At 42.7% G+C, this 26,422-nt stretch carries 24 protein-coding genes; 16 read left to right on the top strand and 8 right to left on the bottom strand.

The window, feature by feature from the left end:
• Positions 1 to 13 precede the first annotated feature (13 nt).
• From EKM80_RS04280 to EKM80_RS04270, 3 genes are all read right to left on the bottom strand, one after another.
• Complete coding sequence (locus EKM80_RS04280) at positions 14 to 1,366, bottom strand: amino acid permease (protein WP_125551891.1); 1,353 nt, start codon at positions 1,364 to 1,366, stop codon at positions 14 to 16.
• A gap of 450 nt (positions 1,367 to 1,816) precedes the next feature.
• A complete protein-coding gene (locus EKM80_RS04275) occupies positions 1,817 to 2,446 on the bottom strand; it encodes a DsbA family protein (RefSeq protein ID WP_125551890.1) in 630 nt (209 codons plus the stop codon).
• A 102-nt stretch (positions 2,447 to 2,548) separates the two neighbouring features.
• Positions 2,549 to 3,163, bottom strand: a complete 615-nt coding sequence (locus EKM80_RS04270; protein WP_125551889.1) for a CYTH domain-containing protein — start codon at positions 3,161 to 3,163, stop codon at positions 2,549 to 2,551.
• A gap of 386 nt (positions 3,164 to 3,549) precedes the next feature.
• On the opposite strand from EKM80_RS04270, the gene EKM80_RS04265 reads away from it, so the two are divergent.
• The 6 genes from EKM80_RS04265 (at position 3,550) to msrA (ending at position 8,524) form a co-directional block, all read left to right on the top strand.
• The gene (locus EKM80_RS04265) at positions 3,550 to 4,239 is read left to right on the top strand and encodes a GTP pyrophosphokinase (RefSeq protein WP_125551888.1); all 690 of its coding nucleotides are present in this window, start codon (positions 3,550 to 3,552) and stop codon (positions 4,237 to 4,239) included.
• Between the two features lie 21 nt (positions 4,240 to 4,260).
• Positions 4,261 to 5,076 carry an NAD kinase gene (locus EKM80_RS04260; RefSeq protein WP_125551887.1) on the top strand — a complete coding sequence of 272 codons (816 nt, stop codon included), beginning with the start codon at positions 4,261 to 4,263 and terminating at the stop codon, positions 5,074 to 5,076.
• Positions 5,073 to 5,963: an RluA family pseudouridine synthase gene (locus EKM80_RS04255; protein WP_125551886.1), complete on the top strand. Its 891-nt coding sequence runs from the start codon at positions 5,073 to 5,075 to the stop codon at positions 5,961 to 5,963. The genes EKM80_RS04260 and EKM80_RS04255 overlap by 4 nt, the downstream gene beginning before the upstream one ends.
• A 46-nt stretch (positions 5,964 to 6,009) precedes the next feature.
• Positions 6,010 to 7,350, top strand: a complete 1,341-nt coding sequence (mgtE, locus tag EKM80_RS04250) for a magnesium transporter (RefSeq protein ID WP_225418813.1) — start codon at positions 6,010 to 6,012, stop codon at positions 7,348 to 7,350.
• Between the two features lie 167 nt (positions 7,351 to 7,517).
• Complete coding sequence (gene msrB / locus EKM80_RS04245; protein WP_125551884.1) at positions 7,518 to 7,964, top strand: peptide-methionine (R)-S-oxide reductase MsrB; 447 nt, start codon at positions 7,518 to 7,520, stop codon at positions 7,962 to 7,964.
• A 44-nt stretch (positions 7,965 to 8,008) separates the two neighbouring features.
• Complete coding sequence (gene msrA, locus EKM80_RS04240; RefSeq protein WP_125551883.1) at positions 8,009 to 8,524, top strand: peptide-methionine (S)-S-oxide reductase MsrA; 516 nt, start codon at positions 8,009 to 8,011, stop codon at positions 8,522 to 8,524.
• Positions 8,525 to 8,582: 58 nt separating this feature from the next.
• Here msrA and EKM80_RS04235 read toward each other — a convergent pair whose 3' ends face one another.
• Positions 8,583 to 9,221 (bottom strand): copper homeostasis protein CutC, encoded by a 639-nt coding sequence (locus EKM80_RS04235; RefSeq protein WP_125551882.1) that lies wholly within the window; start codon positions 9,219 to 9,221, stop codon positions 8,583 to 8,585.
• Between the two features lie 11 nt (positions 9,222 to 9,232).
• Positions 9,233 to 10,258: a lactonase family protein gene (locus EKM80_RS04230; RefSeq protein ID WP_125551881.1), complete on the bottom strand. Its 1,026-nt coding sequence runs from the start codon at positions 10,256 to 10,258 to the stop codon at positions 9,233 to 9,235.
• A gap of 535 nt (positions 10,259 to 10,793) precedes the next feature.
• Between EKM80_RS04230 and EKM80_RS04225 the strand changes: the two genes are divergently transcribed.
• Entirely contained in the window at positions 10,794 to 11,171 is a 378-nt protein-coding gene (locus EKM80_RS04225) for a PTS glucitol/sorbitol transporter subunit IIA (protein ID WP_125551880.1), read from the top strand.
• A gap of 44 nt (positions 11,172 to 11,215) precedes the next feature.
• Here the strand turns inward: EKM80_RS04225 and cobT are convergent, their stop codons facing one another.
• Positions 11,216 to 12,271: a nicotinate-nucleotide--dimethylbenzimidazole phosphoribosyltransferase gene (cobT, locus tag EKM80_RS04220; protein ID WP_125551879.1), complete on the bottom strand. Its 1,056-nt coding sequence runs from the start codon at positions 12,269 to 12,271 to the stop codon at positions 11,216 to 11,218.
• A 179-nt stretch (positions 12,272 to 12,450) separates the two neighbouring features.
• Complete coding sequence (gene guaC / locus EKM80_RS04215; RefSeq protein WP_125551878.1) at positions 12,451 to 13,437, bottom strand: GMP reductase; 987 nt, start codon at positions 13,435 to 13,437, stop codon at positions 12,451 to 12,453.
• Positions 13,438 to 13,767: 330 nt separating this feature from the next.
• Between guaC and EKM80_RS04210 the strand changes: the two genes are divergently transcribed.
• The 7 genes from EKM80_RS04210 to EKM80_RS04180 all read left to right on the top strand — a co-directional run bounded on the left by EKM80_RS04210 (position 13,768) and on the right by EKM80_RS04180 (position 22,986).
• Positions 13,768 to 14,613: a methyltransferase domain-containing protein gene (locus EKM80_RS04210; protein ID WP_125551877.1), complete on the top strand. Its 846-nt coding sequence runs from the start codon at positions 13,768 to 13,770 to the stop codon at positions 14,611 to 14,613.
• 383 nt (positions 14,614 to 14,996) lie between these two features.
• Positions 14,997 to 16,349, top strand: coding sequence for an FAD-dependent oxidoreductase (locus EKM80_RS04205; protein ID WP_125551876.1), 1,353 nt, complete (start codon positions 14,997 to 14,999; stop codon positions 16,347 to 16,349).
• Between the two features lie 661 nt (positions 16,350 to 17,010).
• A complete protein-coding gene (locus tag EKM80_RS04200; RefSeq protein ID WP_164509498.1) occupies positions 17,011 to 17,994 on the top strand; it encodes a GGDEF domain-containing protein in 984 nt (327 codons plus the stop codon).
• A gap of 45 nt (positions 17,995 to 18,039) precedes the next feature.
• Positions 18,040 to 18,849, top strand: coding sequence for an EAL domain-containing protein (locus tag EKM80_RS04195; protein ID WP_125551874.1), 810 nt, complete (start codon positions 18,040 to 18,042; stop codon positions 18,847 to 18,849).
• Positions 18,850 to 18,994: 145 nt separating this feature from the next.
• Positions 18,995 to 20,332 (top strand): dihydrolipoyl dehydrogenase family protein, encoded by a 1,338-nt coding sequence (locus tag EKM80_RS04190; protein ID WP_125551873.1) that lies wholly within the window; start codon positions 18,995 to 18,997, stop codon positions 20,330 to 20,332.
• 162 nt (positions 20,333 to 20,494) lie between these two features.
• Entirely contained in the window at positions 20,495 to 22,021 is a 1,527-nt protein-coding gene (locus tag EKM80_RS04185) for an ABC transporter permease/substrate-binding protein (RefSeq protein WP_125551872.1), read from the top strand.
• A complete protein-coding gene (locus EKM80_RS04180; RefSeq protein ID WP_225418812.1) occupies positions 22,021 to 22,986 on the top strand; it encodes an ABC transporter ATP-binding protein in 966 nt (321 codons plus the stop codon). Before EKM80_RS04185 ends, EKM80_RS04180 begins: the two co-directional genes overlap by 1 nt.
• Positions 22,987 to 23,027: 41 nt before the next feature.
• On the opposite strand, the gene EKM80_RS04175 is transcribed toward EKM80_RS04180, so the two are convergent.
• Positions 23,028 to 23,804 (bottom strand): Cof-type HAD-IIB family hydrolase, encoded by a 777-nt coding sequence (locus tag EKM80_RS04175; protein ID WP_125551870.1) that lies wholly within the window; start codon positions 23,802 to 23,804, stop codon positions 23,028 to 23,030.
• Positions 23,805 to 24,144: 340 nt separating this feature from the next.
• On the opposite strand from EKM80_RS04175, the gene EKM80_RS04170 reads away from it, so the two are divergent.
• Both EKM80_RS04170 and EKM80_RS04165 read left to right on the top strand, forming a co-directional pair.
• Positions 24,145 to 24,873, top strand: coding sequence for a response regulator transcription factor (locus EKM80_RS04170; protein WP_125551869.1), 729 nt, complete (start codon positions 24,145 to 24,147; stop codon positions 24,871 to 24,873).
• Positions 24,870 to 26,348: a sensor histidine kinase gene (locus EKM80_RS04165; RefSeq protein ID WP_125551868.1), complete on the top strand. Its 1,479-nt coding sequence runs from the start codon at positions 24,870 to 24,872 to the stop codon at positions 26,346 to 26,348. Before EKM80_RS04170 ends, EKM80_RS04165 begins: the two co-directional genes overlap by 4 nt.
• Positions 26,349 to 26,422 lie beyond the last annotated feature (74 nt).

The raw sequence follows: 26,422 nt of genomic DNA, 5'->3' as shown, positions 1-26,422 counted from the left end.
ACGCTCTTTTAATCTAAGCTTTATTGATTACTTTTTGCATGATTTGATAGGCAATGAACATCAGGACAAACCAAACTAGTGCAATAAGTACAGATATACGGGTATTAGGGTCAAAGAGCAGAAATACTAGAATTGCTGCAAAAAAGATTATGCTGATATAATCAGTGACTGGATAACCCGGCATGGCAAATGATTTATAACCAGCTGGATTTTTCTGGCGATACTTGACGTGGCACCATAACAGAATCAGCCAAACAAAGACAAAATTAATTGTGGAAACACCAGAAATCAAGTTGAAAATGCTGGCGGGCATCAGATAATTTAAAATAACGATCAAAAATAAAATTGCTGATGAAAAACGCAGTGCTAAATTAGGGACGTTGTTGCGGCCAAGTTTAACGAATACTTTAGGTGCGTTATTACTCCGTGCTAAAGCGTGCAAGGTGCGGCTAGTACTAAAAATTGCGCTGTTAGTAGCCGACATAGCGGCTGTTAAAACGACAAAGTTCAAGATACCGGCGGCCCCAGCGATACCAATACTAGAAAAAACTTGAACGAACGGGCTGGTGCTAGTGGTGATGTGATTCCATGGATAGACGCTCATAATGGCGATCATCGAGCCAATGTAGAATAGGCCAATACGAATTGGCAGACTATTGATTGCTTTAGGCAAGTTGATTTCTGGATTGGTGGTCTCGCCAGCCGTTAAGCCGACCATTTCAATACCAACAAAGGCAAAAACGACCATTTGAAATGACATGAAAAAGCCAATTGCACCAGTAGGGAAGAAGCCACCATGGCTAACTAAATTAGCAAAGCCGGCATGGCCAGTGCTGACAGGAAAATGAATCACCGCTAGAACGACACCGACCACGACTAAGGCGAGAATCGCAACGACTTTGATCATCGAGAACCAGGATTCCATTTCACCGAACAAGCCCACGTTGACCATGTTAGTAACTAGCAGTAATAGGATGATGATCAGTGGTGTGGCCCATTGTGGGAAGCTAGGGAACCAATATTTGACGTAGATACCGGTAGCAGTTAAATCAGCCATAGCTAAACTGATCCAACAAAACCAATACGTCCAACCGGCGACAAATTCCATCCGTTTACCAAGATAGGCTTTGACGAAATCGAGAAATGAACTTTTGCTGGTATCGGATAATAGCAGTTCACCAATGGCTCGCATCAGGAAAAAACAGAAGATACCAACAATCAGATAAGATAGAATAATCGATGGTCCAGCGGCACGAATTGCGGTACCTGAGCCTAAGAATAGGCCGGTACCAATAGCGCCACCGATGGCGATCATTTGAATATGGCGGCTTTTTAGTGAGCGCGATAACTTTTGTGGATCTTGCATAAAAGAGTTCCTCCTTGACTTCAACAGTAACTAAGCAACGGATCTGACTAAGGACGTCGTCATCAAAATGTGCGCGCCACATTTTTAGCAACTAAAAAACGCCCCTAGTGCAGAAGATTTTGCACTAGGGGCGTTTGTCAACGCTGTTCCACCCAAGTTTCACAATTATTTTAATTGCCTTTAATGATCTGTAACGCGATCAACCGATAGTAAAACGCCATTTTAGGTGGATTAGTTTGCAGCTAGTACTAATCTCTCTGGACACCTAATTAGAATAATTGTTACTCAGTGTAATAAAAAATAGACCATTTGTCAAGTCTGATTTTCAGTTATGCGCGTAAATGATCTTTTACTAAATGAAAAAAGCGTTGCAGCGGACTGCACGCTTTTGGCCTAAAAGTTCGGACAAAGTATGAATAAAACTTGCGCTAACTTAATAACAATTGTTATTTAAAGGATATGAATTGTCTGTTTGCGTTTATTGGTTGGATTTTGCGCCGCCAATGCAGCGTCAAAATTACCTTGGCAGACTTGTTTTAAGACTTCATATGAGTGGCAGTCCTCAATCATGACGCCATAATCTTGCTCGGGATCAGCGTAATTATAGACAACTGCAGACGGATGATGTTGGATCTGCATTTCACAGGCAACCCGTTGATCTGCTTCAAAACTTTCCACCGCTAATTGTGATTTACGGTCCTCGCGAAACATAGCAGTGTCCAGACCACTATGACTAACCAGATCACTGATCAATGCATCGGTGTAACGTTCGTGGTGAAAATTTAGTGCATCTTGTAGCTGCATCAAAAATTCTTGACCACGACGTTTACCTTGAAATAAAGCGGCCTTGTAATCCAAAGCAGCAGCGTAGATGATTTTAAAAATTTTGTTGCGCATATCGAGATCATGTGTATCGAAGCGATTACGCTTCATAACGTCAGTAACAGTGTGCAAATTGACTAGTGGCAAGAATTGATAATGTACAGTATCATGATGCTCTTCGGCAACTTGTAAAACTGAGCGTTCTGCTTCTAAGCAGTGCTCGCCCAGCGGATTAACAAATAAATAAATTTCTAACACGATTACGTCCCCCATGTTGGTTATAAGTAACTGTGACTTGTGCACAACGAGCCACGCGCTAATCAGTTGTTCATACTTACTTTAACAAAATTCATGAAATTATCAAATAAAAAGCATTCGGGTAAGATTTGCACGCCGATTTTCATTATTTGGTGCTTGGTATTTAGTGACTGCCCGTGCTACTTTATTAGTCACTGGTCGTTGTGGAATATCACGTAATGATAATATTTCTTGGAAAATTGTTGCCGTAGTGTCAGCAGTCACTTCTAGCTCCAATTCATAATCAACGCCGTCATCGGCGTAGATTGTTTGGTCTAATACTAATAGACCTGCGGGTAAACGCACTTGCTGGCGCTTAGTTTGTGCATAACCAGTCATCTGTAAGTGCGCAATATCGATTTTGTGTTTTTGTAAATAGTCAGCAACTTGACCGGCCCGCTGAATCTCACCGCGCCGCGCGACTGCAACGTTTAACTGGTCGGTTAGTTCCCACAAATCGTGGTTGTCACTAGCTGGTACTTTGAGCGTTTGCTCGGCTTGATCAACAAATAAGCGAATACGCAAACCACAACCCATTTGGCGTAATTGCTGTGTGGCAGTGTCAAAATACAAATTTGTCTGCTTAAATGATAGATTAAAATTATAGGTTTGTTGCAGAAGCTGATATTCAGCGGCAGTCAATAGATTTTTAAATTCTCGTTCTTTTTGTCGGCTCATGAATCCACCACTTTCCTAAAAAAGCACTATCTCCACAGCCAGTCTACAATGTTTATCGGTCAAATTGCAAGCAATACGCAAATGGGTAATGTATGCTAAAATATGAGAGTATTAGAAAATGTGTTCAGATGATTTTTTTGCACAGCTGAGCGATAAGCGTCATATGTTAAAATTGATGCAGATCGCAACACGCCATGATCTGCATTTTTAATGCGGTTTTGCTAACGGTGTAGTGGCGCTAAGGCGTTAATTTTGAGTGTGCACATAATAGCGATTATTCAGATGCAATACGCAAGATAAAGTGATTGGGGCTACAGCGGAAACTGTATATTAAATGAACACAGATAAAGGTTGCAAATAGTTAAAAAGAAACGGGGATCGTTGCGATGCCGCAAGACTGGGAATTATTTTTAATGCCGTATAAACAAGCGGTTGATGAATTGAAAATTAAATTACGGGGGATGCGTAAGCAATTTCAACAGGAGAATACGCATACACCAATTGAGTTTGTTACTGGGCGGGTTAAGCCAGTAGATAGTATTGTTGAAAAAATGCACCGCCGCCAAATTAGTGAAGACTTAATGGAACAGGATCTACAAGATATTGCTGGCTTGCGGATCATGTGCCAATTTGTTGAGGATATCTACCAAGTGGTCGGCTTGATCCACCGCCGAACCGATATGGAAGTGGTGGAGGAACGTGATTACATCACTAACGTCAAGCCTAGTGGCTATCGCTCGTATCACATGGTTATTATGTACCCAGTTCAAACGGTGCATGGTGAGAAAAAATTACTGGCTGAGATCCAGATTCGCACGCTGTCGATGAATTTTTGGGCAACTATTGAACATTCACTAAACTATAAGTATCAAGGTGAATTTCCCGATGAAATCAATGAACGCTTGAAGCGCGCCGCCGAAGCTGCTTTTATGTTGGATCAGGAAATGTCAGCTATTCGTGAAGAAATTCAAGAGGCCCAACAACTCTTTTCCTATGGTAAAGGGCAGCAAATTGGCGACGGTACAATTGAAGGTAATCAGATTTCGGACCAGGACGAAGAAGAACAATCTAAGTAAGCTAGTTAGGGGATCTTTTGGATGCGAGTAACCGTATTTCATAATTCGAATAGTAAATCATTGCGCACGGCGGCAGATTTAGAGAGTAAATTGAAGCAACAGAATTTTGAGTTAGTGGAGGCCAACCCAGAAATCGTGATTACAATTGGTGGCGATGGGACGTTGTTATCAGCTTTTCACAAGTATGCCCACATGCTAGATCGAGTTCGTTTTGTTGGCGTCCATACCGGCCATTTAGGCTTCTATACCGACTGGCGTGATTATGAGTTAGACGAACTGGTGGCTAGCTTACGGCGTGATGATAATGAACAGGTGATCAGCTATCCGTTGCTGGATGTCGGTGTACGCTATGCCGGTGATAACGCGATGAATCATTATTTGGCGTTGAATGAATCAACGCTGAAGCGCGTATCAGCCACGATGGTCGCTGATGTCTACATCCGTGACGAATTATTTGAAAGTTTCCGCGGCGATGGCCTCTGTGTCTCTACACCAACTGGTTCAACGGCGTACAATAAATCAATTGGTGGCGCCGTATTGCATCCCCGCCTTGAAGCAATTCAATTGGCCGAGATCGCCTCGATCAATAACCGCGTTTTCCGCACCCTTAGCGCACCAATTATCATCGCTAAGGATGAGTGGATCGACTTGTATCCCGACCCACAAGGTAAGGACGACTATGTGATGACCGTTGACCGCTTCGTGCCGAAAAAAAGGCCGATCACTGCGATTCGTTACCGGATCGCCAAGCAGCGTATCGCCTTTGCTGGGTACCGCCATACTAATTTTTGGAACCGGGTCGAGGACGCTTTTATCGGCGAGAAACAGCGCGAATGAAGTTTGATTGGCAATATACTGGTGCAGGCCGCCAGAGTGTTCGCGCGTTTTTAACTGCTAAGGGAATTTCGCGCACTTTGCTGAAAAAAATTAAGTTCCACGGTGGACAATTAATGGTGGCGGATCAACCAGTGACTGTGCGCCATATGTTGACAATGGGGCAAACGCTGACGGTGGTGTTGCCTAGTGAGCCAGCACCAGTTGCGCTAACGCCAGCCGCGACACCAGTGGCTGTTGTGTGGGAGGATGCCCATTTTCTAGTAGTGGCCAAGCCAGCACAGGTTGCTTCGTTACCCAGCCACGTTTATCCCACTGATACGATGGCCGATCGTGTGCTAGGCTATTATCAGCGCCAAGGTTACACTAATCAAGGCATTCACATCGTCACCCGGCTAGATCGAGGGACTTCAGGGTTGATGTTGTTTGCTAAGCATGCCTTTGCGCATACGTTACTTAGTGAACAACTGCACACGCAACAGTTACAGAAAACATACTTAGCGGTTGTTGCCGGTCACTTAACGTATACGCATAACCGGATTACCTTGCCGATTAAGCGAGCGCCAGGTTCATTTATTCAGCGGACTACCGCAGTGGGTGGTCGTAGCGCGCTGACGGAGTATTGGGTACAACAACAGTTTACACGCGCAGCGTTAGTTCGGGTGCGCTTGCATACTGGGCGTACACACCAGATTCGGGTGCATTTTGCAGCAATTGGGCATCCGTTATTAGGTGACAAATTATATGGTGGACCACAGCTGGCTGGGTTAATCCGGCCGGCGTTACATTGTGCGCAGCTACAATTTTGGCATCCATTTTTAGGGCGGACGATTAAGTTGACTGCACCATTAGCAGCAGATTTAGTGCAATTGGTCAGAATGCTGGATTAATTTAAAGGGGTGAAAGGCATTGGCAGAGGTTGAAAATCGCGTTGGGGTGACTCAATTACGACATTTAAAACGGTTATTGGCCGCTGGAGATCCCGCTGCTTTTCGCAGTGCTTTTTTAGAGTTGCACAGTTGGGAGCAAGCGCAATTTTTCCTGAACTTAAATCGATCAGAACGCTTAGCCCTATATGATGTGTTATCGGCCAGTGCTGTCGGTAATTTTTTCGATGATATCGATGACGACGACCAGCAGATTCCTAATTTTTTGGCGGAAATGCGACCAGAATTTGCCGCACAAATGCTGACCGAAATGTACGTCGATAATGCCGTGGATATTTTGGAGCATCTGGATAAGCCGACAATCAATCGATTATTGGCACAGATGCCGCATCAAGTGGCCATGGATATGCGCAGTTTGTTGCATTATGACGATGAAACTGCCGGTGCCATCATGACCACCGAATTTATCGCTATTGCGGCTAACCAAACGCTGGCTTCGGCAATGTATGCTTTGCGCGAGAAGGCTGATGACGCCGAATTAATTTACTATGTTTACGTGTTGGATAACGCAAAACATTTGGCGGGCATTATTTCGTTACGTGATTTGATCGTGAATGATCAAGAAACGTTGGTTCAGGATATTATGAATGAGCGGGTGATTTCGGTGCAAGTCACCGACGACCATGAAAGTGTCGCCCAGACGATTCGTGATTATAATTTCTTCGCGATTCCGGTGACCGATGACGAAAATCATTTATTAGGCATTATCACTGTCGATGACATTATTGATATCATTGATGATGAAGCGGCATCTGATTATTCTGGTTTAGCAGGGGTCGATGTTGAGGACACTAGTGAAAATCCGTTAAAAGCTGCCGCCAAACGCTTGCCTTGGTTGGTGACCCTATTATTTCTTGGCATGTCAACGGCTAGCTTGATCAACCACTATGAAAGTTTGGTCAGTGAGGCCAGTGTATTGGCTGTGTTTATTTCGCTGATCACGGGGACTGCTGGTAATGCTGGCACCCAAAGCCTAGCCGTAGCCGTGCGCCGGTTAGCGTTTCCGGATCAAGAACGCAGCTTCGTTCAATCGCTGTTGGCTGAACTGGTTACTGGCGTTGTTACTGGTGTAGTTACCGGAGTGACGATCACGCTGGTAGTTGGTTTCTGGAAACACAGCTTTATTTTAGGCTTTGTTATCGGTCTGGCAATGTGTTGCGCGATTATTGTGGCCAACTTAGCTGGTAGTTTTATTCCTGGTTTCATGGCGCGACTTGGCTTTGATCCAGCTGTTGCCAGCGGCCCATTTATCTCCACGCTAAGTGATTTAACCAGTGTGCTGATTTATTTTAGCATTGCACAATATTTTATTGCATCGTTTGTAAATTAGTTTATATGCTCGATAAATGGTCAAGAAAAAAATAACCGTTATCAGCCTAAATGAGATCGCTAATAAGCGGTCTTTTTTCTATGCAGAAAACTTGACGTGGCACTTATTTTGGTTAGAATGGATTATATATATTGTACACAACTGAAACGAATAAAGGCGGTTTTAGCATGGTAAAAGAAGACAATAATTTACGCGCGCAAATTGGTGACACAGCTTATGAAGTAACGCAGAATGCCGCAACGGAGCGGCCATTTAGCGGTCAATATGACGATTTTGATCAACCAGGTATTTTTGTTGATGTGGTCAGTGGTGAACCGTTATTCAGTTCAACTGATAAATATGACGCCGGTTGTGGCTGGCCGTCTTTTACTAAGCCAATCGATAAAAAGCTGATCAAACAGCATTTGGATTCGTCAGTGGGGATGATGCGTACTGAAGTTCGCAGTCAAAAGGCTAATTCTCATTTAGGCCACGTATTCACTGACGGTCCTACTGATAAAGGCGGATTACGCTACTGCATCAATTCAGCAGCATTGAAGTTCGTACCGCTGACAGAGCTAGCAACTCAAGGTTATGCTGCCTATCAGGTACTGTTCAAGTCTGCTACAGAATAATTTCAACTGGACGAAACGTTCTTTCATATAAGGAGCTAAATAAAATGAAAAAAGCAATTTTTGCAGGTGGTTGTTTTTGGTGTATGGTCAAGCCGTTTACCACGCAGCCAGGGATTGAAAAAGTCGTTTCTGGCTATACTGGTGGGAACGTAGCTGATCCAACCTATGAGCAAGTTGTCAGCCATACTACTGGCCATACGGAAGCAGTGGAAATCACGTATGATCCAGCAGTGATTTCTTATGCAGAGTTAGTGGAAATATACTGGCGGCAAACGGATCCCACTGATGCAATGGGCCAATTCCAAGATCGCGGTGATAGCTACCGGCCGGTGATTTTTGTTAATGATGATGCAGAACGAAATATTGCGGTAGCTTCTAAGGCTAAATTAGCAGCGAGTGGGCGTTTTGAGCAACCGATTGTCACAACGATTGAAGCAGCACAACCATTTTACCCAGCTGAAGCTGAGCATCAGGATTTTTATAAGCAGAATCCGTGGCGCTATGCACTTGAAGAGCAAGGTGGCCGTGAACAATTTATTCAAGAAAAATGGCAGAACTAGCAAAAAAGCGCTAAATCACAATTTTAACAGTGATTTAGCGCTTTTTATATTGTCTGTGCTAACCTAAAGTGCCGACAACTTTAGTACCATGTACTTCATTGCTGCCAAGCTGGGTTGCTAATGTAACTGCATTGTCAGCAGTAATACCGCCGCCTGGTAAGATAGTTAATCGTTTATTGGCGGTAGCAATTGATTGTTGCACGGCTGAAATATTCAGTGGCGCGCTAAGTGGGCCACCATGAGTTAAAATACGGCTAACTTGGTGCTCGACTAGCCAGTCAATTGCTGCGGCTTGATCAGCAGCAGGAATACTGTCAAAGGCCATGTGGAAAGTGACTTCCATACCGCCAGCAGCGCCTAGTAACATTTCCATAGCTTCTTCGTCGATTTGATTGTCAGCAGTAAGACAACCGAACACAACGCCATCTGCGCCTAATTGCTGTGCGGTGAACAAATCGGCTTCCATCATGCGTAACTCTAAATCGTTATAGACAAAGTTGCCACCACGTGGACGAATCATCGTGAACACGGGCACGTCCTTTTCGTGGGCGTAACGCAGTGCTTCGGCCATGACACCGTGACTGACAGTAGTACCACCAACAGCTAAGTTATCGCATAGTTCAATGCGACTAGCGCCTTGGCGAATGGCTTGGGGTAGATGAGTAAAATTTTCTAAACAGACTTCTTTGATCAGCATATGCGACTCCTTTATAGAAACTTAACGCAAACAGGTTCGGTGCAGGCGATATTCTTTTGTAATAAGCTGAGCTGACCAGTTTGCTCGTCGCGAGCAAATAGCGTCAGATTACTGGTATTTTGGTTGGCACAAACGAGGAAGCTTTCACTAGGATCTAGAGCAAAATCACGCGGAAATTCACCTTCAGTTGAAATCAATTGCTGTAATTTTAAGGTTTGATCGGCTTCAATGGTAAATACTGCTAATGAATTATGACCACGGTTGGACACATATAAGAAGCGCCCATCACTGGAGATCCGAATCGCCGCTGCGCCGTTGTGGGCCGTAAAATCAGCAGGAATAGTTGGTATTGTTTGTAAGTGGCTGAATTGGCCAGTGGTGGCGTCATAATGTAAAACTTCAATGGCGCTACCTAATTCACCGGCTAAATAAGCGACTGGTGCAGTTGGATGAAAAACGATGTGGCGGGGACCAAACCCAGCTATTGTCTGGTAAAGCGCAACTTCACTGACTTGACCGTCAGTAGCAACATCATAAGTATGGACTTCATCGGTACCAAGGTCACAAGTGACTAAGCGCTGATCAGGCGTTAGATCAGCAAAGTGGACGTGAGCGCCATCTTGTTCTGGCTTAGGGCCATGGCCGTGATCAGTGACGGTAGTAGCTAATTCTAAGCTACCATCAGGTAAAATACGGTGGATCAATAATTGGCCGCTATGATACTTGGCGGAGTACACTAATTGGCGCGTTTCGTCAACGGCTACATAAGCAGGCGAAGAGCCTGGCTGTACCGATTTATTAAGGAACTTAGGCGCATTGAAATCAGTTAGGTCATAAGCAACCAAGCCGCCAGCATCAGGCTCTGCTAGTACACTGTACAAGCGTTTAGCCTGGGATACCGTCAAATAAGTTGGATTACCCGCTGTGATGTATGCGGTGGGCTGTGTTAATTGCTTGGTTTCTGTGTTCAGCGTTGCTTGATAAATGCCAGTACCAGCATTACGTGTATAGCTACCGAATAATAATTGTAAGGTCAAGAGATAACTTCCCTTCATTAAAATAAGTGACAGCGTTTAACTAAAAGTAGGCTTAAATTGCCGGCATGCTTTTAAAAACATCTGCAACTTGACGCTATATAGTTTTAGCGTAAATAGGTTGGAAAAATAGTGGTATCTTTTCCAACACACGATATTCACTTGTTATCTTAGCATATTGCATAGCGCATAGGAAAGGGTAACGAGTGATGCGGTTTTGTGATACACTAATTAAAGTCCCGTTGTTTCTTGTGAGCTGTTTTTTTCCATTAGAATTGGGACGACGCAACAACCTATTTCCCGCTGCATAGCTAGAGCGTGAATTATTGGGAAAAGTGACAAGGGGCTGCATAAGCGACAAATCTGAGTCATTTTGACGCGGCAATTACGCTTATCAGAAATAGTAAAGTGTAGACAGCTAGGATGGCGCAGTTGTTGTAAAGTAGCAGTTTAGCGACCACGTCAATTGAAAGCGCTACTTTGTGACACCTTAGCAGTATGAAAATAGTTTTTAAGATATAATTGGAGGAAAAATTTTATGAGTACAGTGACCAGCACGGTAATTGCCATTGGCAGCCATGCGATTGAAACGAACGATCCGTTAGTTATTTTATTTGATCAAGAGGCTACCCCTGAGTTGCAAGACATCGCGGTGATTCAAAAATTCTCAATGCCAACGCAGATGAAGCAGTTGACCTTGGCAGAAGGGGACATCATTACGATTGATGAGCATGCCTATACAATTGCTTACGTTGGGGATGTGGCTAATCAAAATTTACAAACAATCGGACACATTACCTTATTATTTGCACCGTTACCAGCATCAGACCGGCTGGGTAATGGGGTTTATTTGACTAATACGGTTAAGCCTGCTTTTCATGTTGGAACAATAATTCGGTACGAAACCGACGATTAAGGTGGACAAAAAAAGGCGCTCAGAAAACTGGCACCTTTATCAAACTAATGCTTATAAATAATATCCATGTCGGCTAGTGTGTTCATTTGTGTCAAAATGGCGTTAAGTTCGTCAAGCCATGGCATCAACATAACTGCACCAGTGCCTTCGCCGACGCACAAATTAAGGTCAAAGTAGGGTTGCAGCCTTAGTTGTTGCAAGGCGCGCTTTGAACCCTGTTCATGAGAAACATGGGATGGCACCAAGTAATCAGTGATGGTTGGTGCTATTTTTTGTGCCAATAAAGCAGCGGCATAAGAAATAAAGCCATCTAAAATTAACGGCGTTTGATGTTCAGCGGCAGCCAACATTGCGCCGACTTTACCACCGAATTCAAAGCCACCAACTTTGGCTAAAATATCGATGGCATCATCAGTATCAGGCTGGTTGATCTTTAAGCTTTGTTGCACAATGGCAATTTTATGCTTAAATTTAGCGTCAGCAATGTTAGAACCGCGACCGACTACTTCGGTAGCTGGGCACTGTAAACAGGCTGCTGCAACCGCTGCTGCAGTTGTTGTGTTGCCAACACCTAGTTCACCGACGGCTAAAATATCGCTACCGGCGTTGATTGCTGCAACTGCTGTAGCATAGCCGATTTTGATCGCTTGTAGGGCTTGAGCACGGGTCATTGCTGGACCTAGGGCAATATTATGGGTGCCATAGGCGATTTTAGCATCGATCAGACCGGGAAAAGTGTGGGCTGAGTCAATACCGATGTCGATGACTTGAACGTGGCAGTGGGCAGCTTGTGCTAATGCAGCTACGGCAGTATGGCCAGCCAACATATTACCAGCTTGTACGATGGTCACTTTTTTAGGTGTTGCGGAAACGTGTTCCACTGTGACACCATGATCGGCGGCAAACACTAGTAGCGTTTTGTGTTGTAGGCGTAGTTTGGTGGTCGCTTCAATGCGCGCCAAACGTACGGCCAACTCTTCCAACCGGCCAAGACTAGCGACTGGCTTGGCTAGCCCGTTCATGATTTCTTGCATTGCTTGGGCTGCTTGATCAGCCAGTGGGGGTAATTGGTAAGGCTTATTTACTTGAATCGTCTGCATGTGAGCGCCTGATTTCCTCAAAAGAATGTATCTAGCATATACTTATTGTAAAACGCTATCATGGATTTGCAAAGTAATTTATTAAAAAAACACGAAACCTAGCGGCAAATGTCGCTGATCTCATGTCGGAATCGAATAGGAACTTATACGTTGGACTGGGTTAGCAGCAAAATTAAGTGTTACACACTATAATGGTCATCGCCGTTAAAAATCGAATTCTTAACGATCACGTAATCGACTTTGGTCAGTGCTTTTAAGTCCTTACCGCCAGCATAGGAAATTGCGGACTGTAAGTCTTCTTGCATTTCTGTTAACGTGTCGTCAATATCGCCTTTGTAAGTAACTAACATTTTTTTACCTTCAACGTTATGATGGGCACCTTTTTGGTATTCGGAAGCTGAGCCGAAATATTCTTTATACAACTCACCATCGCGCTCAATCGTTTTACCTGGTGATTGTTTGTGGCCGGCAAAAAGGGAACCGATCATCACCATGCTGGCACCAAAGCGAATTGATTTGGCGATGTCACCATCTGTTCGTACACCGCCATCAGCAATCAATGGCTTACTAGCGGCTTTGCTACATAAGCGTAGTGCGGCTAATTGCCAACCGCCAGTACCGAAGCCAGTTTTGATCTTAGTGATGCAGACTTTGCCGGGACCGATGCCGACCTTGGTAGCGTCAGCGCCGGCATTTTCAAGTTCACGAACGCCTTCCGGAGTACCAACATTACCGGCAATTAAAAAACTATCTGGTAATAAGCGCTTAATATGTTGGATCATATCGATTACGCGTTGGCTGTGACCGTGAGCAATATCAATGGTGATATATTCAGGATTCAATTGCTCATCAGCTAATTTCTGAATGAAATCATATTCTTCGGGTTTTACACCAACGCTAATAGAAGCAAACAAACCAGCAGCGTGCATCTGGCGAATAAAATCAGCGCGCGTTTCTGGTTCAAAACGATGCATCACATAAAAATAGCCGTTGCTGGCTAAATCTTTGGCTAATGGCGCATCGATAATTGTTTGCATATTAGCAGGAACGACAGGGATTTTAAACGTCCGTGGGCCAAATTTAACGCTAGTATCACATTCTGAACGGCTATCAACAATACATTTATTCGGGACTAATTGGATATCTTCATAATCAAAAACTTGCATGTAAAACAACTCCTTCTTAAAATATAAGCATTTAGCTCTAAATACGAACAATCATTAGCATAAATGTCTTATTTTTCGTTCCTTAGATAGGATAACTGAATTATTTGCTGTCGTCAAGAGTAAACACGGATAAATCGAGCATGCTACGTTAAAAATGTTCGTTATTTTATTTTTAAGCAAAACAAGGTAAACTATAAACAGTAGTAACACCCTGTTTCTACTAGGCGTATTTCGCCATAGTAGCATGGACAGCGACTGGAAAATCAAGATTTATTAGTGGATTAGGCGAATAAATCAGCTTAAATATGAGTAGAGAAGGAATGTAACTTCATGAAAAAAATTGAACGGGGCCAACAATTCTTGCGCCAGCATTTGAATTTATTTCAGTGCCCAGTGTGCCACGAGGCCTATAATGTAACTCAGGACAATAGTTTGTTTTGTCCAAATGGTCATCAGCTGGATTTAAGTAAAAAAGGAACATTGTACTTTTTACAGCATCAAGTCCAAAGTGAGTACGATATGGCAATGTTAGCCAGTCGGCGGCGGATTTTACAAGCTGGTTTATTTGATGGTTTTTTAAATGTTGTTCGGCAGCAACTCCCAGCTAATACAGTGGGACTAGATGTCGGTTGTGGTGAGGGGGCCCCCCTGCGTAAGTTGGAAACACAAATGCAAACGGCGATTGGTTTTGATATTTCCAAGGCGGGCGTTAATTTGGCGACCCAACAAACGACTAATGCGTTCTTCTGTGTCGCCGATTTGGCCCATCTACCATTTAATGCTGCGACTTTTGATGTTATCTTGAATATCTTTTCACCATCGAATTATCGTGAGTTTGCGCGAATCATGAAACCTGATGCGCGTGTACTTAAAGTGATTCCTAATACTGACTATTTAGCGGAATTACGCCAAGCGCTGTTTGCTGGTGAACGGCGTGGTGCTTATTCCAATGAAAAAGTGCTGGCGCATTTTAATGAGAACTATCATCAGGTTGAGGCGCAACGAGTACGCTATCAATTTGATATTCCTCAAGAAAATTTTGCTGATCTGGTTTTGATGACACCGCTTCATTGGCAAGCTACGCCAGAACAGCTGGAACAGCTACTGGCACAACCATTTCCACAGATTACTGTTGATGTGACCGTTTTAATTGGTACAGATCCAGTCAAAAAATGAGGATTTTGTTAAGAAAATGTAACCCCAAGTGGTTGTAAAACGGTAAATAAGGTGTTATAGTATTTTCAAGGTATTTTTTCATTAACTTTTATCAGAATAACCTTTAAGTTTTGATAAAAATCAGTGATTAAAACTTCACTAACGTACTATCTCGCCGTGCCCACACCGAGATGGTACGTTTTCCATTTTAAAAGACCAGCAAACTTACTTTTATTATTAGTGAGTTTGCTGGTCTTTTTTGTGTGCTATTTGATGAAGTAACTGTATCAATTGTGCACAAACTAATTGTTTTACCAAAAATAGCAACTGTGTTAACTTTAATGGCGAACGACATAATAAATTAAGCTAGTAACTAATAATGTTTTAAGAAAGCAGGTAACGGCATGCGTGAAGCAAAAAATGTATTTATTGGCTTTGGTAAGGCGGCCAAGACATTGGCATTTAAGTTAGCTAAAGCTGGTGAATCAGTTGTGATGATCGAAGGTTCAGATCAGATGTATGGTGGCACGTGTATTAACATTGCTTGTATTCCATCCAAATTTTTATATACGTTATCAACTGCACCAGTAGTCGGCACGCAAGCACGTAATTATAAACAAGCAGTGCTTAGCAAACGTGGTTTGATCGGTAGCTTGCGGATGAAAAATTTACATAAAATCGCTGATCTACCAGCAGTTACTGTTTTAACTGGTTGGGCACACTTTGACGACGATCATACAGTAACGGTCAGCTATGCTAATGGCAGTAGCGAACAAGTTCATGGTGAGCGTATTTTCATTAATACTGGTGCAAAAGCAATTATGCCAGCAATTCCAGGCCTAGCTGATAGTAAATTCACGGTAACCAGCACAGAAATGCTGGACCAAGCACGTTTACCAAAACAATTGGTTATTATCGGTGGTGGCTATATCGGTTTAGAATTTGCCACAACGTATCAGCAATTTGGCGCTCAGGTTACGATTTTGGATCGTAAAACACAATTTATGGCGCGGGATGAGCGTGAAGTTGCTCAGGCAGTTCATGACCAGTTTGATCAAGCTGGCATAAAAGTGATACAAGATGCGCAGGTGCTGCAGGTGACCGATGCTGGTACACAGGCCCAGATCAGTGCTACTGTGGCTGGGACACCGCAAATGTTTACCGCTGATACAATATTGGTTGCTACAGGGCGGGCGGCCAATATCGCTAACCTTGGTTTAGAAAAGACAACGATCCAGACTAATGATTATGGTATTGTGGTCGATGATCATTTGCGGACTGATGCAACTAACGTATGGGCGATGGGTGATGTCCGTGGTGGCGCTCAATTTACCTTTATTTCCTTAGATGATTATCGGATTGTTTACGATCAACTGATGGGCCAGGGTAAGCGTAGCCTGCAGGAACAAGCAACCGTGCCACATACTGTATTCTTAAACCCACCCTTGTCGACTATTGGGTTAAATGAAGAACAAGCAACGGCACAAGGTATTAATTACCGTGTGGCCAAGTTGCCAGCTGCTGCCATGCCCAAAGCACATATTTTGGGTAATTCAGCAGGCTACTTAAAGGCCTTAGTTGGGGACGATGATCAATTTCTCGGTGCAACACTATTTTGTGTGGAGGCACATGAGGTGATCAATATACTGTCATTGGCCATGCATCAACATGTGCCATATCAGGTGTTACGCGATCAGATATTTGCTCACCCAACTATGAGTGAAGCATTAAACGATTTGCTTGAACTATTAGGTTAGTCTTAGCACCGCGATTCTTGGCTGCACGTTGGTCAACTGAATTGCGGTGTCTTTTTGTAACCATTAGCTGAATATTATCTAAATACGCTTAAGTTAAATTAAAATACAATATATTGATTTCACGAAGAGTGATATAATAAGTCTATAAACATAAAATTTGTCGTGACTTGGTTGTAAATTTACGTATAATAATTGGTTAATACTGTTTGATTAAGTCGCAATATATAATGATGCTTTTTTCTTGAAAGCGCTAATAAGTCAGGGCTAGTTAGATTATTTAATCAGCTGAGACTGGGTTAGTATGTATTTGCTGGGCATTACGTTCCCTTTTTGTGGTTACCGGGATTAGTTGATTTAGACTAAGCTAAACGACACTAAAAGCTTAGTTTTTTTGTGGCTGATTATGCGAATTAGCTTTAATTCACTGTGACTAAATAGTTAAGTGATTCTTAACAAAAAACTGCTATTATTGAGCCGTGGTTTAGACGTGGTGGCAGTTAAGCGAAAAACTTAAGTTTAGAAATTTTGCCGTTTTTCTTAATAATAATGGTTAACTGTGATTTAGATAAACGGTTATGAGTGTTGATGATAAATTACTGAATTTTGTGGTGTCGTGAAAGTAAACGGCAATCAGGACAGTAAGGTACTGGGGGATATGCATGTGGATAAACAAAATCTATTGGTAGCTATCATGTCGTGGGCAGCCCAATTGACTGTGGCCATCTTTTTTATTGCTGGCTTTGTTAGTTTTTATACCGAAGTTTGGAACCGGGCTTTTGGCGATTCCACTCGTTCGCGGAAGGAACGCATACTCTTACGTATTTCTTTGATCGTACTGAGTATTGGTTTAGGTTCAATTTTACATTTTGCCGGTTATTTTGGCGGCAGTAACGCCATGATGTACCATAATATTGGGCTATTTATATTAGTGTTCTCCTTACTTGATGAGGAAATTAATATAGGTGAATATTTAATTCGTTGTGTGGCGATAATAGTTGTTTGGACCATGCATCATGTCGGCTTTTTTATGGTCGATCGTTTCGCTATTTCTATGGCGATCTTAATGGTGATCCTAGTCGTTATTTGGCGATATCGGCATGTCATTGAACCACAATTTCCATTGCGATTAACGGTTTCATCGCTAATTGCACTTGATTTTTGGTTCACGTTACCAACGCATTCAGCTAGTATGAATATGACACCGCTAGTTTCGGTTGAGGCTGTTTTAATGTTCTTCTTAATGAAGTTATCTACAGGGCGTCAGCAAAATTTGTGGGCACACAATGAACAAGTTGCTCATTTGGCTAACTATGATCGCTTGACCAACACTAAGAATTTCACTGCTTATCAAAAGGATGTTTTTACCTCGTTTGGGACAGCACGACTGAACCAGCAGCCATTAGCAATTGCAATGATGGATATTGATCATTTTAAGTTGATCAATGATCAGTACGGCCATTTAGCCGGTAATGAAGTATTGACACGTGTGGCCGGTATTTTACGGGAAGTTTTATTGCAATATAGTAAACAGTATCAGTTGTATCGGACTGGCGGGGAAGAGTTCACATTAGTTTTCCCCGATAGTTCAGCGGCAGAAGCACAATCAGTTTTAAGTCATTGTTGGCGGGCTGTCCGTACATCTTAATTCACTTATGAAAAAGATACTATCAAAATCACCGTTTCCTTTGGCATGACCGAATTACAAGCTAATGATCAAGCCCCAGATGATATTTATAAGCGGGCGGATCAGTCGTTGTATACGAGCAAGAAAAATGGGCGTGATACGATTACGGTCGATGGCGTACCACAACAGTTAGAAGACGATTCCAAGCAGGAAAGCTATGCTTATTTTGTTCGTGGCATTTATGACACGGTGGTAGGTACTGACGCACGGCGCCGCGCTAATGAATTGACCTTGCGCCGTTATGACCGTAAACAACAAGTTTGGATGGTTCCCCACCAAGATCATTTAAATATTGACACACGAATTGAATTAATGCGTGATGCGTTAGTTAATAGTCGTTGTCAGTCAATCGTGATGGCGTTATCGGTGGCTAATTTTCTCGACCAAGCTGCAGCTGATAAATTGGTGGCGTTTTTCAATAGTCCCAACGGTCCTGAGGTCATGTATATTGAATTGGATCGGGTACCAGTGATTGATCTTTTAATTCCTATGGCGGAGTTTTACCGTAAGAATGGGATCAAAATTGTTTTGACTCAAATCGGGAGTAATCGGCATTTTGAAGCAATCAATGCCAGCTTGCAGTATATTGATGGGATTAAGTTATCGATTCAAGAAGCAGGCCAGACACTAGCACCTGAGTTATTACGTAAAAATATTAAGTTCTGGGGTGACATCGCCAAGAATTGGAATGTTGAATTTATTCTAGATGGTGTGATTGATGATAGCATGTTGACGTGGTTGCACGAGCAAGATTACATTGATTATCTGGAAGGTGACTACTTAAGTAAGCCAGAACTGCCACTGTTGATGTCTTAATTGAGTCGGCTAAGCATATTTTGAGTGTGCTGATGTTGACCTATGCTAAACTGAATGAAAGACGGCGTGGTCCAAGAGATATTTTATGTCTTTTGGACCATTTTGCTACTGCTGATATAACGTCTTAGCTGATAGGAGGTAAATGATGACAACAGAATTTGATACGATCATTATTGGGGCAGGACCTGGTGGTTTAGCGGCCGCATATGCTTTAGCACCGCACCAGCATGTTTTGGTGATTGAAAATGATTTATGGGGTGGTACTTGTCCTAATCGTGGTTGCGACCCGAAGAAAATGCTGTATTCAGCCGTTGAAGCACAAGATCATGCTGGCCACTTACAACAATTTGGTTTGAAAGGTGTTCCCACGATTGACTGGCCCGCGTTGATGGCGTTTAAACGTGGTTATACTGACAAAGTTCCGGCGGGCACGTTATCTGGCTTGCAAGCCGCGAACATTGCCACAATTCATGGTGAACCACACTTTGTGGCTACGGACCAAGTGGTAGTAGCAGGAGTCACCTACCAAGCGACTAATTTCATCATCGCTACTGGGCAAGCACCAGTTATTCCAGAAATCAGTGGTCGTGACTATTTGCAGACCAGTACCGACTTTTTAGCATTACCACAACTGCCTAAGCGAATTGCGTTGATTGGTGCCGGGTACGTGGCTTTGGAATTGGCTAATATTGCTGCTAGTGCAGGGGCTGAAGTGCATATTTTACAGCACAACCAGCGGATCTTACGTAGTTTTCCTGAGAATTACACGCAGTTGTTATCTGCGGCGCTAACGGCTAAGGGAATCACGTTCCATTGGGATACCGAGTTGACCAGCGTTACTGAACAGGCTACCGGCTTCAGCTTAGCCACTAATACGACGCTACAATTAAATGTTGATGCCGTATTTGCGGCAAGCGGACGCCGACCACAATTAGCAAGCTTAAACTTGGAGCAAGCTGGTGTTACAATAGTGGCAAAGGGGATCAGTGTCAATGATCATTTACAGACGACTAATCCGCGAATTTACGCTGTGGGCGACGTGATTGCTAAAACACAACCGAAATTGACTCCAGTGTCTAGCTTTGAGGGCCGTTACGCGGCGCGCACCATTTTAGATATCGGGGTGGCCGCTATTGCTTATCCACCGATGCCGCAGGTGGTCTATGCTAGTCCACAGCTTGCGCAAGTTGGTGTTAAACTAGGTGATGCAAAACAACAACCAGAACAGTATCGAGTTGTTGAACAAGATACGACGCAGTGGTATACTTTTAACCGGTTAAAGGAGCCGCTAGCTAAGGTGACGACAATTTTTGATCGGACAACGCAGCAATTAGTTGGTGCTGTTGTTTACGCGAGCATCGCTGAGGAAGTAATCAATTATTTAACCTTATTGATGAATTCACAGGTTACTCAGGCACAATTGGGTCAGCGGATTCTCGCTTATCCATCACCGGCCAGTGATTTAGCTTATTATTATGGATAGCATTTTGCTGTTGGCCGTACTTTTTTGTGAGTTGGCCTAAATTAAAAAAGTAGCAGTTTGATAATTTTAGCGTATATTAAATATTAGAGCGTAAATTGAAGCTTGTAACTTTCACTTTATAGTGAAGTTGTTGCAAGCTTTTTATAACCGGAGGCGAAGGCATTGACCGAGTTTTGGCAAACATTAGTCACACAACGTAGCGCTTTGATAACAGCGCTAGGTCAACATTTATTATTGTCGGTGATTTCATTGGCAATCGCAATGGCAATTGCAATTCCATTGGCAATTTGGGTAATTCCTAAACCAAAAACCGCCAACGTCTTTCTACAAATTGCCGGTGTTCTACAAACAATTCCCTCGCTGGCATTATTAGGGATGCTAATTCCATTAGTCGGTATCGGTAGTGTGCCGGCGGTGATCTCACTTGTGGTTTACGCACTGTTACCGATTTTTCAAAATACCTATACCGGGTTGACTGAAATCGATCCTTCACTAGAAGAAGCAGCCACTGCATTTGGTATGACGCGTTGGGAAAAGCTGCGTAAGGTAGAGTTGCCGCTGGCGTTTCCAATGATTCTATCAGGGATCCGCACAGCACTGGTGATGATCATTGGGACGGCAACTTTAGCAGCATTGATTGGCGCCGGCGGATTAGGAACCTTTATTTTGCTGGGTATCAATCGCAATAATAACACGATGACTTTGATTGGGGCGTTGGCATCAGCGCTACTCGCAATTATTTTGAGTTTTGCATTGCTAGGCGTTAAGCGAATTAAGTTAAAACCATTTCTAATTACCGTGGCTGTGGCGGTTGTTGGTTTCGGTGGTTTTGGTATTTACAAGTTAGTCCAGCCGCAGCCAGTATCGATCACGATTGCCGGTAAGTTAGGCTCAGAGCCAGAAATCTTGATCAATATGTACCGTGATTTAATTGAAACTGATAACGATAACGTTAAGGTGACCTTGAAGCCGAATTTTGGTCAGACCTCATTTTTATTTAGTGCGTTAAAAAATAATCAAATCACAATTTATCCTGAGTTTAGCGGTACAGTCTTGGAAGGCTTAGTTAAAGCGCCAGCCAAACAAGCGACTAGCGCCACTGGAATCTATCAACAAGCTAAAACGGCATTACAGAAGCAAGATAAATTAACTTATTTGGCACCACTTAAATATAATAATACTTATGCATTAGTCGTTAAGCGCTCCTTTGCCAATAAATATGATGTTCACAGTATTAGCGATTTAGCCAAGGTGAAATCACAAATCAATGCTGGTTTTGATTTAGAATTTTTGGACCGGAATGACGGTTATAAAGGGATTCAAAAGAAATACGGGCTGAGCTTTAAAACGCAATCGATGTCAGCTGATTTACGTTACGAGGCGCTAAACCAAGATAAGGTCAACGTTACCGATGGCTATTCTACTGATTCACAGATTCGCCAATATGATCTAGTCGTGTTAAAAGACGACCAGCACCTTTTCCCAACCTATCAGGGTGCGCCCTTAATGCGTACAGCCACAGCCAAAGCGCATCCCGAAATCGTTCGCAGCTTGAATAAACTACGTGGTAAAATTTCGGCTACTGATATGCAGGAAATGAACTATGAGGTTAACGTACAACGTAAATCAGCAGCTAAAGTTGCGCATCATTATTTAGTGACGCATCATTTATTAGGAGGTGAGCGCTGATGACAACGCCTAGTATTCAGTTTAAGCAGGTTAGTAAAAAGTTTGCTGATAATTATGCTGTTGAAAAATTAGACCTAACGATTGAAGCTAGTGAATTATTCGTCCTCGTCGGCGCTTCCGGTAGTGGTAAAACAACCACATTAAAAATGATCAATCGGTTGGAAGACGTTACTGATGGCACCATCGAATATCAAGGGAAACCACTAGATGCAGTGCCATTACGTGATTTACGGCTACAAATGGGTTACGTTCTGCAGCAGATTGCACTGTTTCCTAATATGACTGTTGCGGAAAATATCAGGTTGATTCCTGAAATGAAACACATGGCACCAGCAAAAATCAAACAACGTGTAACTGACTTGTTGACTGAAGTTGGTTTAGATCCAGCAACCTATGCAACGCGGATGCCAAGCGATTTATCCGGCGGTGAACAGCAACGGGTTGGGATCATTCGTGCCTTTGCGGCGCAGCCCCAAGTGGTGCTAATGGACGAGCCATTTAGCGCGCTGGATCCAATTTCGCGGGAACAATTACAAAAGTTAACGTTGAAGATTCATCAACGATTAAAAAGTACCATCGTTTTTGTCACGCACGATATGAATGAAGCCTTACAATTAGGCGACCGCATTGGTGTCATGCAAAATGGTCACTTAGTCCAGGTTGGGACACCAGACGAAATTGCGCAACAGCCAGCAAATGATTTTGTTAGTAAAATGTTTGCCTCAGCGCAAACTAACGATATCTATGGTGTTTATTTGAATCGGTTAAAGGTTCTTGGTTATCTAGAACCGGTAACTGCCGCTGATCAGACGTTACCAGCTTTTGACAGCCACCAAACGATCGGTGAAGTACTGACGGCATTGCAAACAAGTGGGGCGGTCCGTATTAATAATGAACTAGCAGTTGCTGGCAAGCTGACTAGTGCACAATTACTGGCATTTATGATCAAGTTTCAGAGTAAATGAAAGAGCGTCCTGACATCTAATGTGTCAGGGCGCTCTTTTATTTAATCTAGCAAGTTAAAATGGTTTAAGCCTTGAATGATACCACCTTCAGTATTCTTAGCGGTAATATATTCAGCACGGTCTTTAACTGCAGTGATACCGTTGCCCATAGCAATTGGGTGATCAACGGTTTCTAGCATGGGAATGTCGTTAACACCGTCACCAAATGCATAGGTTGGTACGCCAGTTAAGCCCATTTTTTTGATCAGCGTATTGATGCCGAACTGTTTAGATTCACCCTTTAATACAGTATCTAGTGAATAGGGGGTGTTACGGTAAAAGGTTAACTCATTGCCGTATGGGTAGATATAACGTTTATCATTATCAACGGTGATTACCAGTAACATTTGAACTGGATTAGTTTGATAGAAATCAGGATCGACTTTTGGGTAGGGTGTGCTGACGAAATCGTACTGTGCTTTGACTAAATCATTTAATCGCGAAATCGCGTAATCAGTGCCGTTATAGTAAGCAAGTGCATCACCATGGGATTCAGTGATCGTCAACATTTTATTGATAGTAGCCGGCGCAATTGACCCTTCATAGATTGGCTGGCCATTATAAACGACTAAACCGCCATTAAGGGCAACATAGGTATCAATACCGGCTTGTGCAAAAACATCGGGAATTTCAGCAGGACAGCGCCCTGTGGAAATAATTGGTAAAATATTATGGTCGCGTAAGCTATGAACCGCTGCCCGGACATCATCATCTAGTTGCGCTTGGGGGTTCATTAAGGTTCCGTCGAGGTCAAAGAAAACTAAGGCACGATAAGTCATTTTTGTCAGCTCCTGATCAATTTAAATTAAAAACACTGCTCTCAGTGTAACAAAAAGTTTTCAGAAAAGACAGCGAGGCTATAACTAGAAAATGTGAATAGTTAGTGAAGTTATGACAACTTTTTTAGCAAAGGTCCACAACGACTATCTGATATTGTATAATAGAGGCATTATGAACAGGAAAGTACCCTATCCTGAGTGAACGGTAGCTGAAATAAGCCTTAAAGGCTAGGTTGTTTTGTGTCAAATTAGGGAGTAGTTTATTTGCTGATTTGGCTTAAAGCTTGCAACGTGAGTGTTTTTTGGACACGCTGAATATAAAAACGGAGGAATGTCACTTATGCGGTTATTGATGATTGAAGACAATAAATCAGTCTCGGAAATGATGAACATGTTTTTTACCAAGGAAGAATGGCAGGTTAGCTTCGCCTATGATGGTAACGAAGCAATGACGATGTTTAAAGTTGACCCCGATAGCTGGGATATTATTACGTTGGATTTAAATTTACCGGGAATGGACGGGATGCAAGTTGCCCAAGAAATTCGCAAGATTTCACAAACGGTACCGCTGATTATGTTGACGGCGCGTGATTCGGAAAGTGATCAAGTTTTAGGTCTTGAAATTGGTGCTGATGATTACGTCACCAAGCCATTCAGTCCAATGACCTTGATTGCGCGGATCAAAGCCTTACATCGGCGGGCGGAACTAGGTGAAGAAAATACCACCGCTAACGAAGAGGATGCAGAAACGGCTTTTGATGTGGTCACTGATCACTTTAAATTGAACACCAAAACTCGAGAAGCTTATTTGGCTGGTAAACCAATTGAAGGCCTGACACCGAAGGAATTTGACTTGTTGCACACATTAGCTAAAAAGCCTAAGCAAGTCTTCTCCCGTGAACAATTATTGGAGTTGGTTTGGGATTACCAGTATTATGGTGATGAACGGACTGTTGATGCGCACATTAAAAAGCTTCGTCAAAAAATCGAAAAGGTGGGACCACAAATTATTCAAACAGTTTGGGGTGTCGGCTATAAATTCGATGATTCCGATGTGACTGATCAATGAGATTGATTTATCAGCAGATGTTGGCTTTTTTTGCGGTGATCATGACTACTTTACTTGTAGTGGGTCTATTTTTTATCCAATTCACTGATAAAATGGTTTATGAAAATACATGGGACCAGCTAGAAGGTTATGCTGATAGTTTGATGCAGCAGGCGATGACAGTCAATAAGACGACCAATTCGTTTACCGGCTTTCAAGTTAGTATGCTGAGCAATAGTGAGGCCGTTTTGTCACATCAAAAAGTTCATTTTGCTATTTTTAATGAAAAAAACCAGATGATCTATCCAATTGATAACGGTAATGGTCCAGCATTGGCACGTAAACTAAATAAAACTGATTGGCATAAGTTGAAACAAGGCAAGCGTATTTATCGTAAATCTGATCACGGTAGTAACGTGTTAAAAAATCAGCAAGAAATGACGGATGTTTTAGTGCCGTATTTCTATAATGGTGATTTAAAAGCTGTCATTTCAGTTGGCTCATTAGTGTCCAATGTTCACGCCAATATTACTAAGATCGAGCATAATTTATTTATTGCGTTGCTAATTTCTAGTGTGGCTGCGGTGATTCTCAGCTTCTTATTAGCTAAATATCAAATTTTACGGATCAATCGATTACGTGGCGCGGCACATAAGGTGGCAAAAGGTGATTTTGACGTACAAATCGACTCGAAGCATCGTGACGAGTTAGATGATTTGGCTGTTGATTTTAACCAAATGACGACTGCTTTACGCGAGTCCGGCGACGAAATTAAACGTCAAGAAGAACGGCGCCGGCAATTCATGGCTGATGCTGCTCATGAAATGCGCACACCGCTGACCACAATCAACGGGTTACTTGAGGGATTACAATACGATGCCATTCCTGAGGATATGCGTGGTAAAAGTATTGAATTAATGCAAAACGAAACTAAACGTTTAATTCGCATTGTCAACGAAAACTTAGATTATGAGAAGATTCGCACAAATCAGATCAGCTTATCCAAGCGTAATTTTAATGGGACTGAGGCGTTACAAAATATTGTGATGCAACTAACCAAAAAGGCAAACAACGCCAACAATGATTTAATTCTAACGCCGGGACCAAGTATCCAAGTTTACGCTGATTATGACCGTTTCGTTCAAGTGATGTTTAACGTGATTCAAAACGCAATCCAATTTACGCAGAATGGGACAATTACGATCACTGCTAAACATGGTTATCACGAAACAATTTTTTCGGTTCAGGATACTGGAATTGGCATGTCTGCGGACCAGCTGAAAAACATTTGGGAACGCTACTACAAGGCAGATCCATCACGTAAAAACACTAAATATGGTGAATCTGGTTTAGGTTTGGCAATCGTCCATCAATTGGTTCAATTACATGGTGGCGAGATCAAGGTTGCTAGTAAGCAAAATCAAGGGACAACCTTCACGATTAGTTTCCCTGATCAAGCAACCAGTGAAGAAACTGCAAGCAAAAAAAAAGTTTAGCCGCAATTATTGCGGCTAAACTTTTGGCTCTATACTTTATCCTGTTGATAGATTGCTCAAAGTGGTAATCTATT

Origin of the sequence: Loigolactobacillus jiayinensis, assembly GCF_003946445.1 — a bacterium.
In the GTDB taxonomy this organism is placed as follows: Bacteria; Bacillota; Bacilli; order Lactobacillales; family Lactobacillaceae; genus Loigolactobacillus; species Loigolactobacillus jiayinensis.
The sequence above is the reverse complement of the archived record's forward strand: the minus strand, read 5'-3'. Positions and strand labels throughout refer to the sequence as shown.